At 69.4% G+C, this 13,496-nt stretch carries 12 protein-coding genes; 11 read left to right on the top strand and 1 reads right to left on the bottom strand.

What is annotated here, in order from left to right; all coding sequences use genetic code 11:
• Positions 1-13: 13 nt before the first annotated feature.
• The 5 genes from PD653B2_RS11985 to PD653B2_RS11965 all read left to right on the top strand — a co-directional run bounded on the left by PD653B2_RS11985 (position 14) and on the right by PD653B2_RS11965 (position 4,959).
• Positions 14-370 (top strand): (2Fe-2S)-binding protein, encoded by a 357-nt coding sequence (locus PD653B2_RS11985; protein WP_165763447.1) that lies wholly within the window; start codon positions 14-16, stop codon positions 368-370.
• Positions 367-1,557: an NAD(P)/FAD-dependent oxidoreductase gene (locus tag PD653B2_RS11980; protein ID WP_085872607.1), complete on the top strand. Its 1,191-nt coding sequence runs from the start codon at positions 367-369 to the stop codon at positions 1,555-1,557. The genes PD653B2_RS11985 and PD653B2_RS11980 overlap by 4 nt, the downstream gene beginning before the upstream one ends.
• A 2-nt stretch (positions 1,558-1,559) precedes the next feature.
• Positions 1,560-2,942, top strand: a complete 1,383-nt coding sequence (locus PD653B2_RS11975; protein ID WP_165763446.1) for a (2Fe-2S)-binding protein — start codon at positions 1,560-1,562, stop codon at positions 2,940-2,942.
• 3 nt (positions 2,943-2,945) lie between these two features.
• The gene (locus tag PD653B2_RS11970; RefSeq protein WP_207559362.1) at positions 2,946-4,343 is read left to right on the top strand and encodes an NAD(P)/FAD-dependent oxidoreductase; all 1,398 of its coding nucleotides are present in this window, start codon (positions 2,946-2,948) and stop codon (positions 4,341-4,343) included.
• A 349-nt stretch (positions 4,344-4,692) separates the two neighbouring features.
• Positions 4,693-4,959, top strand: a complete 267-nt coding sequence (locus tag PD653B2_RS11965; RefSeq protein ID WP_242665254.1) for a GlsB/YeaQ/YmgE family stress response membrane protein — start codon at positions 4,693-4,695, stop codon at positions 4,957-4,959.
• 182 nt (positions 4,960-5,141) lie between these two features.
• Here PD653B2_RS11965 and PD653B2_RS11960 read toward each other — a convergent pair whose 3' ends face one another.
• Positions 5,142-5,873, bottom strand: coding sequence for a FadR/GntR family transcriptional regulator (locus PD653B2_RS11960; protein ID WP_242665253.1), 732 nt, complete (start codon positions 5,871-5,873; stop codon positions 5,142-5,144).
• A 55-nt stretch (positions 5,874-5,928) separates the two neighbouring features.
• On the opposite strand from PD653B2_RS11960, the gene PD653B2_RS11955 reads away from it, so the two are divergent.
• The 6 genes from PD653B2_RS11955 to yicI all read left to right on the top strand — a co-directional run bounded on the left by PD653B2_RS11955 (position 5,929) and on the right by yicI (position 13,425).
• Complete coding sequence (locus PD653B2_RS11955; protein WP_165763445.1) at positions 5,929-6,858, top strand: cyclase family protein; 930 nt, start codon at positions 5,929-5,931, stop codon at positions 6,856-6,858.
• A 189-nt stretch (positions 6,859-7,047) separates the two neighbouring features.
• Positions 7,048-7,794: a phytanoyl-CoA dioxygenase family protein gene (locus PD653B2_RS11950; RefSeq protein WP_085872603.1), complete on the top strand. Its 747-nt coding sequence runs from the start codon at positions 7,048-7,050 to the stop codon at positions 7,792-7,794.
• A 112-nt stretch (positions 7,795-7,906) separates the two neighbouring features.
• Positions 7,907-9,178 carry an ABC transporter substrate-binding protein gene (locus PD653B2_RS11945; RefSeq protein ID WP_165763444.1) on the top strand — a complete coding sequence of 424 codons (1,272 nt, stop codon included), beginning with the start codon at positions 7,907-7,909 and terminating at the stop codon, positions 9,176-9,178.
• A gap of 11 nt (positions 9,179-9,189) precedes the next feature.
• A complete protein-coding gene (locus PD653B2_RS11940; RefSeq protein WP_085872601.1) occupies positions 9,190-10,170 on the top strand; it encodes a carbohydrate ABC transporter permease in 981 nt (326 codons plus the stop codon).
• The gene (locus PD653B2_RS11935; RefSeq protein WP_085872600.1) at positions 10,167-11,000 is read left to right on the top strand and encodes a carbohydrate ABC transporter permease; all 834 of its coding nucleotides are present in this window, start codon (positions 10,167-10,169) and stop codon (positions 10,998-11,000) included. The genes PD653B2_RS11940 and PD653B2_RS11935 overlap by 4 nt, the downstream gene beginning before the upstream one ends.
• A 58-nt stretch (positions 11,001-11,058) precedes the next feature.
• Positions 11,059-13,425, top strand: coding sequence for an alpha-xylosidase (gene yicI / locus PD653B2_RS11930; RefSeq protein ID WP_085872599.1), 2,367 nt, complete (start codon positions 11,059-11,061; stop codon positions 13,423-13,425).
• Positions 13,426-13,496 lie beyond the last annotated feature (71 nt).

Raw genomic sequence — 13,496 nt, 5'->3', positions numbered from 1 at the left:
AAGGGAGGTGGGCGTGTTCGCACAGGCCCTGGCAACGTGGCGCGGCCGCCGGTCCTCGGGGCGTCGGCGCGACGCGCTCGACCGGAGGACGATCGTGTGTCCCTGCCACGACGCGACCCTCTTCGACCTGCGGAGCAGCTGGGAGGCGGGCTACCGGCATCCCGAGACGCTCAAACGGGCGACCGCGGTGTTCATGGGGCCGTGCCAGGGCAAGTTGTGCGGGCAGGTCACCGGCGACGTCATCGCGGCGCTGCAGGGGGCCACGGAGCCGGAGGAACGTCGCCCCTCGGTCCGTCCGCCCCTGTTCCCGGTCCGGATGGGCGACCTCGTGTACGAGGACGAGTCGAAGCCGGCCGGAGGCGCGGCATGACCCTTCCCGGCGTGGCCACCGGTCGCCCGAGGGCAGGCTACGACGTCGTCGTCGTCGGAGCCGGGGTCCAGGGCCTCGCCACGGCCTACGAGCTCGCGCGGTCGGGCGTCACCAACGTCGCCGTCCTGGACAGGTCCTGGCCGGGCGGCGGCGCCAGCGGGCGCAACGGGGAGATGATCCGGTCCGCCTTCTCCAGCCGCGAGTGGGCACAGCTGTTCGACCTCAGCCTGCGTCGGTTCTCCGAGCTGTCGGCGGAGCTCGACTTCAACATCCTCTTCAGTCCGTCCGGCTACCTGGTCCTGTCCACCACCGACGAGGAGCTGCGCCGACAGGACCTCGTCGCCGCGAAACAGGCCGAGTACGGCGTGCAGAGCGAAGTGCTCGATGCAGCCGAGGTGCGCAGGCTCGTCCCGCATGCCAACCCGGAGCTCGCGCGCGGCGGCATCTTCCAGCGGCGCGCGGGTTTCGCCCACCACGACGCCGTGGTCTGGGGCTACCTCCGTGCCGCCGCCCGGGCGGGGGTGTCCGTCTTCAGCGGCGTCGACGTGCACGCGGTCCTGACCAGCGGCGGTCGGGTGACCGGTGTCCGGACCGACGGCGGTGACATCGCGGCAGATGTCGTCGTGAACGCGGCGGGCGCCTACTCGGACGACTTGAACCTCACCGCCGACGTCCATCTGCCGTTGGTCAAGGCCCGGCTCGAGATGATCGTGACCGAGCCCGTGAAGCCCTTCCTGCGGTGCGCTGTGGCGACACCTCACCTGCTCGGCTACTGCCACCAGACCGCCCGCGGAGAGTTCGTCGGCGGCACCGAGCTCCCCGGCCACGACGAGACCGACAGCCTGAACACGACGTACCACATGCTGCGCGACATGGCCACGAAATGGGTCCGGCTGTTCCCCGACCTGGGCGGGGTGCGCATCCTGCGCAACTGGGCCGGGACCGTCTCCCAGGCCCCGGACCTGGCGCCGGTCCTCGGAGAGGCGCCGGGTGTGTCCGGCTACCACCTCAGCATCGCGTGGGTGTACGGATTCATGGGCGCGCCCGCGGCGGGCCGGCTGCTGGCCGAGAGCATCACGACGGGTCGGGTCCCCGACGTCATGGCGCCCTTCGACGCACGCCGCCTCATCGAAGGGCGCTCCATCGCCGAGTCCACCCTCGTGGTCACCACCGACGGAAGGTCCTGACGTTGACCAGCGCTCACCCCGACGGGCCCGTGGCCTTCACGTTCGAGGGCCGCACGTTGTCGGCCCGGCCGGGACAGTCGATCGCCTCCGCGATCCTGCAGTCCGGCACGCCGGTCCTGACCCGGAGCTTCAAGTACCGTCGCCCGCGCGGGTACACCTGCGGGTACGACATCTGCGGCAACTGCCCCGTCACGGTCGACGGGCTCCCCGGCGTGACGTCCTGCACGACCCCCGTGCGGGGCGGCGAGGTCGTACGGCGCGAACGAGGTTGGCCGAGCGCGGACCGGGACCTGCTGAGGGCCACCGATCTCATGGCCAGGTTCGTCCCGGCGGGATTCCAGTTCCGGCTCTTCCGGTCGCGGCCCCGGCTCGCGCACCTTGCCGAGAAGGTGATGGGACGGGTCGCGGGTGCGGGCCGGTTCCCGACACCACAGGCGGCGCGGGCAGTCCGCACGCGTACCGAGGTCGACGTGGCCGACGTTCTCGTCGCCGGCGGCGGGGTGTCCGGCTGTGCGGCCGCACTCGGAGCCGCGGGGAGCGGCGCGTCGGTGACGCTGGTGCATCCCGGCCGGCTCGGCGGCCGGGGGAGCGCTCGAGACTCCATCGTCACCTACGGCCGAGAGACGGCACCGGCCGCCGAGGTCGCCGGTCGTCTTGCGTCCGCCGTGCTGGCCCACGACGGCATCAGGGTCGTCGACGGGTTCGTGATGTCCTACTTCGAGACCGGCGTGATCCCCGTGGTGGCCGACGGGCTCGTGCTCGAATGCCGCCCGAAGCACCTGGTCGTCGCCACGGGCTCCTACGACGTACCGGGCCTGTTCCCCGGCAACGACAAGCCTGGCGTCGTCCTCGCCGACGGCGTCGGCAAGCTGCTCCGGGTGGATCGCGTCGTCCCCTGGCGGCGAGCCGTGGTGATGACGGACGGCGACCGCGGCCGCGCCCTGGCCGATCAGCTCGAGCAGGCGGGTGTCGAGGTCGTGGCCATCGTGGTCCAGCAGGGTGCGGGCGCTTCGCCCGAGCCGGGGGCCGGGCCTGCCGACCGTCAGCTCGACGACGAGAGGGTCCTCCTCGGGACCGTGCGTGCCGCTCGGGGCGCGAGGGTGCTGCGCGCGGTGGACGTGGAGGTGGATGGCCGAGTGCGGACGATCCGCGCCGACCTGCTCTGCGTGGCCCTGGCTCCGCGTCCCGCCAATGACCTGGCGCTGCAGCGGCAGTACGTCGCGGCCGGCACCACGCAGGCGGTGGGCGGCGGGTGGGCCGGTGCCGACCTGTCCTCCTCGACGCCCGGCCTGTCGGTCGTCGGGTCGGCGGCCGGCTGGACCAGTGACGATCCCGACCGCGCTCATGCCGTGGGTGCCGCCGCCGGCTCCGCCCAGGAGAAGTGAACGATGGCCATGACCGCCAGCAACCCCCAGACGACGTCCTTGTGGGACATCGGCGCTGAGGAGAACTCGCACGGGCGGGATGCCCTGACCGGCGACACGTCCTGTGACGTGCTCATCGTGGGCGCCGGGTACACCGGGCTGTGGACCGCCTACTACCTGACCGAGCTCGCCCCGCACCTGCGGATCGTGGTCGCCGAGGCCGAGCATGTCGGCTTCGGCGCCTCCGGCCGGAACGGCGGCTGGCTCTCGCATCTGCTGCCGGGGAACCGGAACGTCTTCGCGCGCGGGCCGCGTGGGCCCGAGGGTCTGGTCGCGTTCCAGCGCGCGATGGTCGAGGCCGTCGACCACGTGCTCGACGTCAGCTCCACCCGCGGACTGGAGATCGACGCCCACCGGGGCGGGAACCTCGTGGTCGCGCCCAACGAGGCCGGTCTGCAGCGGCTCCAGGCCCGGCACGCCGCAGACCTGCGCGCGGGGCTGACCGATGAGGAGGTGCGACTGCTCACGGCCGGCGAGGTCCGGGAGCGGGTCGACGTCGTTGCGGCGGTCGGCGGCCTCTACGCGGCCCCCTGCGCCCGGATCCACCCGGGCAAGCTGGTCCGGCAGCTCGCCCGCCTGGTCGAGGCGCGCGGCGTGCGGCTGTACGAGGGGACGCGCGTCGACCGGGTGGAGCCGCGCCTCGCGCACACGGCCTCCGCGCAGATCTCGACGGAGCACATCCTGCTGTGCACCGAGGGATTCAGTGGTCCGCTGCTCGGGCCACGGGCGGTCGTGCCGATCAGGAGCTCGATGATCGCGACCCAGCCTCTCTCCGCCGAGGAATGGAGCAGGATCGGTTGGGCGAACGCGGAATGCCTCTCCGACACCTCGCACACGTTCATCTACGCCCAGCGCACGGCCGACGGCCGCATCGCCCTGGGTGGGCGCGGGAAGCCCTACGAGTTCGCCTCCGGCATCGACGGGCGCCACGCCTGCCATCCCGACACCCAACAGGCCTTGCTCGACCGCCTGTCGCTCTACTTCCCCGACGTCCACTTCGAAGCGGACTACGCCTGGTCCGGGGTGCTGGGTGTGTCGCGCGACTGGTGTGCGAGCGTCCGGCACGACCCCCGGACGGGCATCGGGGCATCGGTCGGCTACGCCGGCCACGGGGTCGCGGCGGCCAACCTGGCGGCGCGCACCCTCGTCGACCTGGTGCTCGCCCGGGACACCGATCTCGTCCGGCTACCGCTGGTCGACCACCGCCCGCCCCGTTGGGAGCCCGAGCCCCTCCGCTGGGCGGGGATCCACGCGATGTACCGGCTCTTCCGCACCGCCGACGGGCGAGAGGAGCGTCGGGGAGCGACCTCGACCTCGCTCATCGCGCGCTTCGCCGGCCGGTTGGCCGGTCTCGCGGACTGACGCAGCGGCACCACCTCGACCTGGTCGCGGCACCTACGGCAACGTGCTCCGGTTCCTGCCGCCGCTCGCGATCTCCGATCAAGTGCTCAGCGCGGGTCTCGACCTGCTCGTCGCAGTCTTCGAAGACATCGGCTGACCAGGTCGGGTCCCACAAGCCGGCCCCGCGGCTCGACGACAGCTCCGCCGCTGTCGCGGCACCGACGTTCAGGCCCTGTTCCCACCGACCACTCGTCCTGACTGGACGATGCTCCTGAGTCCTCGGCGTCTCGCTCACCCACGGTTCGCGGAGCATGCGCTCCCGAGATCAGGGTAACGACGGGCGTAACCAAGGGAAGGAGCACGTGCTCACATGGGCATCATCGGATTTCTCATCGCAGGTCTCATCATCGGAGCGCTGGCCCGCCTCATCAAGCCGGGCAAGCAGAACCTCAGCATCCTCATGACCCTGCTGTTGGGCATCGCCGGGTCGGTCATCGGGGGGATCATCGCCAGTGCGATCGGTACGGGCGACATCGGCGAGCTGAACGTCATCGGGTTCGTGGTGGCCGTGATCGCTGCCGTGCTCCTCATCGGAGTGGCGGAGAGTCTCTCGGGCAGGAGTAGGTCGCACGCGTGACCACAGGCTCGCGCGGCTGTCCGCGTGAGCCCAGGTGACAGAGCCCCCGGAGTGACGTCATCCATGACGACCTCCGGGGGCTCTTCACCCAATGTCCAGGTACCTGGGCTCGAGGTGTCCTCGTCCGCCACGCGCGCGGCGCGCGGCCGGGCGCGGCGCGACCCCAGCTCTCGGCGGCAGGCTCAGGTGTCGCTCAGGGCCTCGCGCAGCCACTGTTCGACGCCGGCGATGTGCACCGTCGCCCAGGCGCTTGCGATGTGGGGCTGACGTGCCGCGATCGCCTGCTGGATCGAGCGGTGCTCGGCCAGTGTTCGCGCGATGGCGGATTCCTCTGTGAGCGATCGCCACACCCGGGCTCGCTGTGTCTGCCCCGACAGGCTGTCGAGGAGCGATGCGAGTATCGGGTTGCCGGAGCCGGCCGCGATCCGACGGTGGAACTCGATGTCGTTGGCCATCAGATCCTCGGACGTCGAGCTCGGGCTCATCTCATTGAGCAGGTCCGCCAGCCCCTGCACGTCGGCGTCCGGCATCGTCGTCGCGGCGAGCTCGGTCGCGGCGGGCTCCAGCAGGCGGCGTACCTCGAGCGTGTGGAGCACGGTGTTCTCGCGGTGGAAGTCCATCACGAATCCCAGGGCGTCCATCAGCAGGCCAGGGTCCAGCCGGGTGACGTAGGTTCCGTCGCCTTGCCGCACGTCCAGGACGTGGATCATCGACAGCGCTCGGACCGCCTCACGCAGGGAGCCCCGCGAGATTCCCAGGCGTTCGGCGAGATCCGCTTCTCGCGGCAGACGGTCACCCGGACGGAGGTCACCCGACACGATCATCTGCTTGATCTTCTCGATTGCCGAGTCAGTGACGGCCATGGTCCCTCCCAGGTTGGCGAGCTGCAGCCTATATGCGCAACGGTCCCGCATCGGATCCCGAGCACTAGGGTCGACTTCCTTGCACCCATGCAGCCAGGAGGTAGCAGTGTCCGCAATCACGCCGCCGCGGCGTGCGCCAGAGCTCTCCGACACCGAGCTCGCAGCGCTCTTCGACCGATGCTCCAACCGCGGACGGTGGGGGGACGACGATGAGCGAGGAACCCTCAACTACATCGATGACGAGGTTCGCCTGGCGGCGTTCTCGACGGTCACGCTCGGCGCCATGATCTCGCTCGGGCGAGACATCTCGACCCAGCACTCGCCCGTGAACCCGCGACCGGCCGTTCACCTGCCGATCTACGAGCAGCACCGGCCGGTCTCGGCCCTCGACTACGTGGGCATCGCGCCGCACGGGTTCGCCGTGACGCACCTCGACGCGGTCGGTCACGTCTTCTGGAACGACGCCGTCTACAACGGACGGTCGGCAGCCGATGTCGTCCAGGCCAGCGGGCTCACGTTCGGATCGATCCTCGCCATGGGCGAGGGCATCGTCACGCGAGGCGTGCTGCTGGATGTCGCTCGCGCACGCGGCGTGGACTGGCTCGCCGACGACGAGTACGTGACGGTGGAGGACCTCGAGGCCGCCGAGGCGCTGGCCGGTGTCGAGGTCGGCCGGGGTGATGCCGTCCTGGTCCACGTCGGGCTGGAGCGTCGCGAGCAGGTCCTGGGTCCGGAGGACCCGACCCGGAGGGCGGGGCTGCACGCGTCCTGCCTGCCGTGGTTGCACGACCGCCAGGTGGCCGTCTACAGCGGCGACTGCGTCGAGCGGATGCCGTACCCGAGCGAACTCCTACCGCTGCCCTTGCACCAGATCGGGTTGGCGGCGATGGGGCTGTGCCTGCTGGACTGCCCGCGGATGACGCCGCTGGTGGAGACGGCCGAGCGCCTGGAGCGAAGCACCTTCGTCCTGGCGATGGCCCCGCTGCGGATCCCCGGAGGCACGGGCTGCGCGGTGAACCCGCTCGCGGTGTTCTAGCGCGGTGGTCGAACGCGGCCTGCAGACCAAATTGATCGGATGATCCGGGCGTCTCAGCGCCGTGCAATCGGATGCATGTGGATCTGGATGCAGAATTGTGCCGGAAACATTGGATGTATTTGTTGACACCTCCGACGTGCGTTCGTAACCTCTGTCACACCGACGACGAATGGAGGGCAGCCCGAAGTGATGGCAGAGGCAGTAGCTGACGAGGCGCGTTGGGCTGATCTCGACGAGCTGGGTTACGTGGTCCTTCCGGGACACATGGACGACGCCTGGCGCACCGAGGCGGCGGCAACCTTCGATCGGTTGATCGAAGCGCAGACGCAGACGTCCGGAGGCGAGGGGCTGGACACGCTGACCGTCGGCGGCGTCGAACGGGGGGCGCCTCGGCTCTGGAACTGCGTCACCAAGGGCGAGGTCTTCGATCGCGCGTACCTGGACCCGACGGTCCTCGCGGCCGCCGAGCACGTCATCGGCCGGCCGTTCAAGCTGCACAGCTTCAACGCGCGAGACGTGCTGCAGGGTGAAGGTCACCAGGACCTGCACGCGGACATGGAGCGCAGCAGCGCGGACGAGCCCTACAGCTCCATCAACACGTTGTGGCTGCTCGACGACTTCACGGCCGACAACGGGGCCACCCGCCTCGTGCCCGGGAGCCACCGGCGCTGGGGTGCCGTCAGCGAGCAGGTCGAGGACCTGCAGGCCGCGCACCCGGACGAGATCCGCGTCATTGCGCCGGCCGGCACGCTCGTCGTGTTCAACTCCCACATCTGGCACGGCGGGACCCGCAACGACGCCGGCACTCGGCGGCGCGTCCTGCACGTCTCCTACGTCGCGCGTGAACTCCCGCAGCAGGTGTCCCAGCGTGACGAGATGACCCCCGAGACCCTGGCCCGGCTCACGCCGGACATGCGTCACCTGCTCGACGTATAGCCCGACTTCCTACGACGGGCCGTGCCGCCGGCACGGCCTGCGGCCGGCTGCTGCCTGATTCTCGTGACAGCGCTGCAGCTGGCTTCCCTCTTCAGACACCGAGGTACTGATGATGAGTCTCCACTCACGAGTCGCCATTCCGTGCTCGATCGCCATGGCGGCCGTTCTCTCCCTGACGCTCGCCGGCTGCGGCGGTAGCAGCGAGCCCTCGGCCGACAGCGACGGCAAGGTCACCATCACCGTCCTGGACTCCGAGACCGACGAGCCCGCGAACTCCGCGACCGACGCCCTGTTCGCCCACTGCGCCAGCAACCAGCCGGGGGTGACGATCAAGCGGGTCACCGTGCCGGCCGCGGAGTACATCACCAAGGCGGTGCAGCTGACGGCCTCGGGTGAGGCGCCGGACATCCTCGACACCGACGGCATCAACGTGCCGACCCTCGCCCAGGCGGGCGTGCTGGCACCGATCGACGACCTGGTCTCGAGCGACAAGATCAACGCCGACGACTACGACGAGGGCCCGTTCTCGGCGGGCAGCTACGACGGTCACCAGTACGCGATGCCGCTCGGCAACAACGGCGAGGCGCTGTTCTACAACAAGACGATGCTCGAGGACGCCGGGATCGAGCCGCCGAAGACCTGGGCCGACCTGCAGAGCGCGGCACAGGAGCTCACTGCCGGTGGGGTGTACGGCTTCGCCTTCAGCATGCAGCCGGGCGAGGAGGCGACCTGGAACTGGCTGCCGTCGCTGTGGAGCAACGGCGGTGACCTGGACGAGGTCAACTCGCCGGAGGCCGTCGAGGCGATGGAGTACTGGACGGGATTCGTCGAGGACGGCGTGTCACCCAAAGCTCAGCTGAACCTGTCCTCGGCCGACATCGAGCCTGCGTTCGTGCAGGGCAAGTACGCCATGGCGCTGCTCGGCACCTGGACGGTGCCGGGTCTGGTCAAGGACGCCGAGGCGGCCGGCATGGAGTGGGGAGCGGTCCCGCAGCCCTCGCCGGACGGGTCGCCGTCGGTCACACCGTTCGGTGGCGCCGTCCTCGCGGTGGGCGCCAAGGTCGTCACCGACGACGCCAAGCAGCAGGCCGTCTTCGACTGCCTGGCGGGGCTCCAGGACTCGGCGACGATGGTGGAGTACGCCGACAGCGCCGGCTACATCCCCTCCTACCACCCCGCGGCGACGGACTTCCTGGCAGACCGCCCGCAGTACCAGGCGTACGCCGACCAGTTCGCGTCCTCGAAGTCGCGGACCGGCGTGGTCGGCGCGGACTACGCCAAGGTCAGCCAGGCCATCTCCACCGCCATCTCCGAGGTGGCTACCGGCCAGAAGTCGGCGCAGGACGCCCTCGACACGGCCCAAGCGGCTGTCCCCGCGAGCTGACGGAACCCTCGATGCTCAGTGGCAAGACGAAGGCCGACCTCGGGGTCGGGGCCGAGGCCTCGCTGACCCCCAGGCCTTCCGCCGCCCCTCGGCCCACGCGTCCGCGCGCGGGCCGAGGGCTCGGCGCGCTTCGGCGGCACTCCATCTTGTTCTTCCTGCTGCCGGTGGTGCTGTACCTCCCGTTCTTCGCCTATCCCATCGGCTACAACTTCCTGGTCAGCCTCCGGGACTACACGCTCAGCTCGCTGATCACCGGCGAGGCCCCGTTCGTGGGCCTCCGCAACCTCTCCAGCGTCTGGCACGACCCGATCTTCCTCACCGCGCTGCGCAACACCCTGTTGTTCACGCTGCTCTCGATCACCTGCCAGTACGTGATCGGCCTGGCGATCGCCGTCTTCTTCTCCCGGCCGTTCTTCCTCAGCCGGACCCTGCGGTCGGTGATCATCCTTCCCTGGCTGGTGCCCGGGGTCGTCACGACCGCGGCGTGGAAGTGGATGTTCAACGAGTCCAACGGCCTGGTGAACCGGCTTCTCATGGACGTCGGCCTCGATCCGATCGGGTGGTTCAGCACGAGCTCGGGTGCCTTCGCGGCCGTCACGATCGTCAACATCTGGACGGGGATCGCGTTCACCGTCGTCATGCTGCACAGCGGTTTGCAGGGCATCCCGGCCGACCAGTACGAGGCCGCGTCGCTGGACGGCGCCGGCGCCTGGGGGCGGTTCTGGCACGTGACGATGCCCGGCCTGCGGCCGGTCACCGGCATCGTCATCATCTTGTGCCTGATCGGGACCCTGAAGCAGTTCGACATCGTCTGGGTGTTGACCCGCGGCGGGCCGGGCAACGCGACACAGCTGCTGTCCACCTGGTCGTACCAGCTGTCCTTCGGTGAGCAGGCATTCGGCCGCGGCGCGGCGGTCGGCGACTTCCTGTTCGCGCTGTCGCTGTTGGCGGCCGCCGTCTACGCCATCTGGAACAGGAGAACCACGAGATGAATCGGCGTCACAGCCAGGCGGTGGGCAGGGTCCTGAAGCCGATCATCGGGGTAGCGATCACCGCGGTGATGCTCTCGCCCTTGCTGTGGATGATCTCGGCGTCCCTGCAGACACGCACCCAGCTCTACGAGATCCCCGCGCACATCCTGCCGCCGACGCCCACGCTGGCGAACTTCGAAGCCGTCATCAGCACCCAGATCGGCTCGCTCGGCACCAGCGTGGTGATCAGCGTCGCCACCGCGATCCTCTCGCTCATCATCTCGGTGCCGGCCGCCTACGCGCTGGCCCAGCGACAGTTCCGGTGGACGGGAACGATCGTCCTGCTCCTGCTGATCACGCAGATGATCCCGAACGTGATGACGGCGACGCCGTTCTACCTCATGTTCAGCCGCCTGGGTCTCGTCAACTCCTATCCGGCGCTGGTCCTGGCCGACAGCACCTATGCCGTGCCATTCGCGATCCTGGTGCTCCGCGCGTTCTTCGTGGAAGTTCCTGCGGAGCTACGCGAGGCGGCGTTGATCGACGGCGCCGGCGAGCTGGGTGCGCTCCTGCGTGTCGTCCTCCCCGTGGTCCGCACGGGTGTCATCGCCGTCGGGATGTTCTGCTTCCTCTTCGCCTGGGCCGACTTCGTCTACGCACTGACGCTCAGTACGGACGGATCGGTCGTCCCGTTCACGTTGAGCATCTACTCGTTCATCGGTGCCCAACAGACGAACTGGAACGAGCTGATGGCGGCGGCGGTCCTGGGCATCATCCCGGGTGCAGTGCTCCTCATCGGCGCTCAGCGCTACATCGCGGCCGGCCTCATCGGTGGTGCGGTCAAGGGGTGACGCCCCTCGATCCGGCCAGACGCTCTCACACTCATCGACGGACAGGTACTGCTCAGCCATGAAGTTCACTGCTGGATTCTGGTATGCGCGCCCGGGCGTGCAGATCGTCTATCCGGTCCAGGTCCACGACGTCGAAGCCGACGGTGAGTCGCTCACCGTTTTCGGTGTCACGCGTCGGGTGACCACGCGTGGCGACACCCTCAACCAGCCGACCCTCACGGCGACGTACTCCTCCCCGATGCTCGACGTCATCCGCGTCAGTCTCCGGCACTTCGAGGCTCGGAGCCCGCTTGCACCGAGGTTCGAGCTGGCCGCCGAGACGGGGCCGGCCCCGGACATCACCCTCGACGACGCAGGCACGGCCTCCCTGCGCTCCGGCAACCTGGAGGTCGTGGTCCGGCCCGGTGAGGACTGGGGAGTCGAGTTCCGCGATGCGGCCCGCGGCCGGGTGCTGTCCTCCAGCGGAGCCAAGGGTGCCGCGTACGTCGAGACCGATGGTGGGCAGCGCTACGTGAGGGAGCAGCTCGACCTGGCGCCCGACGAGTACGTCTACGGACTGGGGGAGCGCTTCGGCCCGTTGGTGAAGAACGGGCAGGTCGTCGACATCTGGAACGAGGACGGCGGGACCAGCAGCGAGCAGGCGTACAAGAACATCCCCTTCTACCTGACCAACCGTGGTTACGGCGTCTTCGTCGACCATCCCGAGCTCGTCTCCTTCGAGGTCGGCTCCGAGGTCGTGTCACGGGTCCAGTTCAGCGTCGAAGGTGAACGACTCGACTACTTCGTGATCTACGGACCCACGCCCGCCGAGATCCTGGACAAGTACACGGCACTGACCGGCCGCCCCGCCCTGCCACCGGCCTGGTCCTATGGTCTCTGGCTGTCCACGTCGTTCACCACCTCCTACGACGAGGCGACGGTCACCGGCTTCATCGACGAGATGTCCGCTCGAGACCTCCCGATGAGCGTGATGCATTTCGACTGCTTCTGGATGCGCGAGTTCCATTGGTGCGACTTCGAGTGGGACCCGCGGACGTTCCCGGAGCCGGCCGCGATGCTGAGCCGGCTCAAGGCGCGAGGGCTGCGGATCACCGTGTGGATCAACCCCTACGTGGCGCAGCGGTCGGCGTTGTTCGAGGAGGGCCGCGAACGCGGCTACTTCGTGAAGAACCTCGAGGGCGAGGTGTGGCAGACCGACGTGTGGCAGCCCGGCATGGCGGTCGTCGACTTCACCAACGAGGCCGCGCGCGAGTGGTTCTCGAGCAAGCTGCGGCGGCTGCTCGACATGGGTGTCGACGGCTTCAAGACCGACTTCGGCGAGCGGATCCCCGTGGACGCGGTCTTCTCCGACGGCTCGGACCCGCACCGGATGCACAACTACTACACCTACCTCTACAACAAGACCGTCTTCACCACGATCGAGGAGGCCAAGGGTCGCGGCTCGGCGGTGGTGTTCGCGAGGTCGGCCACCGCCGGTGGGCAGCAGTTCCCGGTGCACTGGGGCGGCGACTGCACCCCCCAGTTCAGCTCCATGGCCGAGAGCCTCCGTGGCGGCCTGTCTCTGGGACTGTCGGGCTTCGGCTTCTGGAGCCACGACATCGGCGGCTTCGAGGGAACTCCGGACCCGGCCGTGTTCAAGCGGTGGGTCGCGTTCGGGTTGCTGTCCAGCCACAGCCGCCTGCACGGGAGCGACTCCTACCGGGTTCCGTGGGAGTACGACGAGGAAGCCGTCGACGTGCTGCGGTCGTTCACGAAGCTGAAGCTGCGGCTGATGCCCTACCTGACGCAGCTGGGGGCGACGGCGCACGAGCGCGGCCTGCCGGTGATGCGGGCCATGGTCCTGGAGTTCCCGTCCGACCCGGCCGTGACCCACCTCGACCGCCAGTACATGCTCGGCGACGCCTTGCTGGTGGCTCCCGTGTTCTCCGCGGAAGGTGGGGTGACCTACTACGCGCCGGCCGGCGTCTGGACCCACCTGATCAGCGGCCGGTGCGTGGTCGGGCCGGGGTGGTTCGAAGAGACCCACGGCTACGACAGCCTGCCGCTCCTCGTCCGGCCGAACACGGTGCTTCCGCTCGGCGCTCGCGACGACCGGCCCGACTACGACTACGCCGACGGCGTGCGTCTCGCCGTCTTCGAGCTCGCGGACGGGGCTGAGATCGAGACGGTGCTCCGCACCGTCGACGGAGCGCGCGGCACGGTCTTCACGACGTCTCGTGCCGGCACGACCATCCGGGTCACCACCGCCGAGCCACCGGACCGCTGGCAGGTGCTGCTGGTCGGTCACACACGTTCAGCCCAGGTCGACGGCGGCACCGACGCCGGTGTGTCGACGGGTCCGACGGCGCCGGGGTCGCTCATCGAGGTGAACCCCGGCGCGCGCGAACTGGTCATCACTCTCATCGCGGACGAGTCCGCCCCCTAGAGGAGTCACTCTTGCCTGTCATCGAGCGCGTGGAAGTCCGCGACATCCGATTCCCCACGTCGGCCACCTTG

The sequence above is a fragment of the Nocardioides sp. PD653-B2 genome (assembly GCF_002117935.1).
In the GTDB taxonomy this organism is placed as follows: domain Bacteria; phylum Actinomycetota; class Actinomycetes; order Propionibacteriales; family Nocardioidaceae; genus Nocardioides.
Note: the sequence above shows the minus strand (reverse complement) of the source record. Positions and strands in the feature narration are given on the sequence as shown.

Excerpts from the sequence above, each read along its gene's own strand:
- PD653B2_RS11980 (WP_085872607.1), top strand. The coding sequence starts at position 367 with ATGACCCTTCCCGGCGTGGCCACCGGTCGCCCGAGGGCAGGCTACGAC.
- PD653B2_RS11970 (WP_207559362.1), top strand. The coding sequence starts at position 2,946 with ATGGCCATGACCGCCAGCAACCCCCAGACGACGTCCTTGTGGGACATC.
- PD653B2_RS11965 (WP_242665254.1), top strand. The coding sequence starts at position 4,693 with ATGGGCATCATCGGATTTCTCATCGCAGGTCTCATCATCGGAGCGCTG.
- PD653B2_RS11960 (WP_242665253.1), bottom strand. The coding sequence starts at position 5,873 with ATGCGGGACCGTTGCGCATATAGGCTGCAGCTCGCCAACCTGGGAGGG.
- PD653B2_RS11950 (WP_085872603.1), top strand. The coding sequence starts at position 7,048 with ATGGCAGAGGCAGTAGCTGACGAGGCGCGTTGGGCTGATCTCGACGAG.
- PD653B2_RS11945 (WP_165763444.1), top strand. The coding sequence starts at position 7,907 with ATGAGTCTCCACTCACGAGTCGCCATTCCGTGCTCGATCGCCATGGCG.
- PD653B2_RS11940 (WP_085872601.1), top strand. The coding sequence starts at position 9,190 with ATGCTCAGTGGCAAGACGAAGGCCGACCTCGGGGTCGGGGCCGAGGCC.
- PD653B2_RS11935 (WP_085872600.1), top strand. The coding sequence starts at position 10,167 with ATGAATCGGCGTCACAGCCAGGCGGTGGGCAGGGTCCTGAAGCCGATC.
- yicI (WP_085872599.1), top strand. The coding sequence starts at position 11,059 with ATGAAGTTCACTGCTGGATTCTGGTATGCGCGCCCGGGCGTGCAGATC.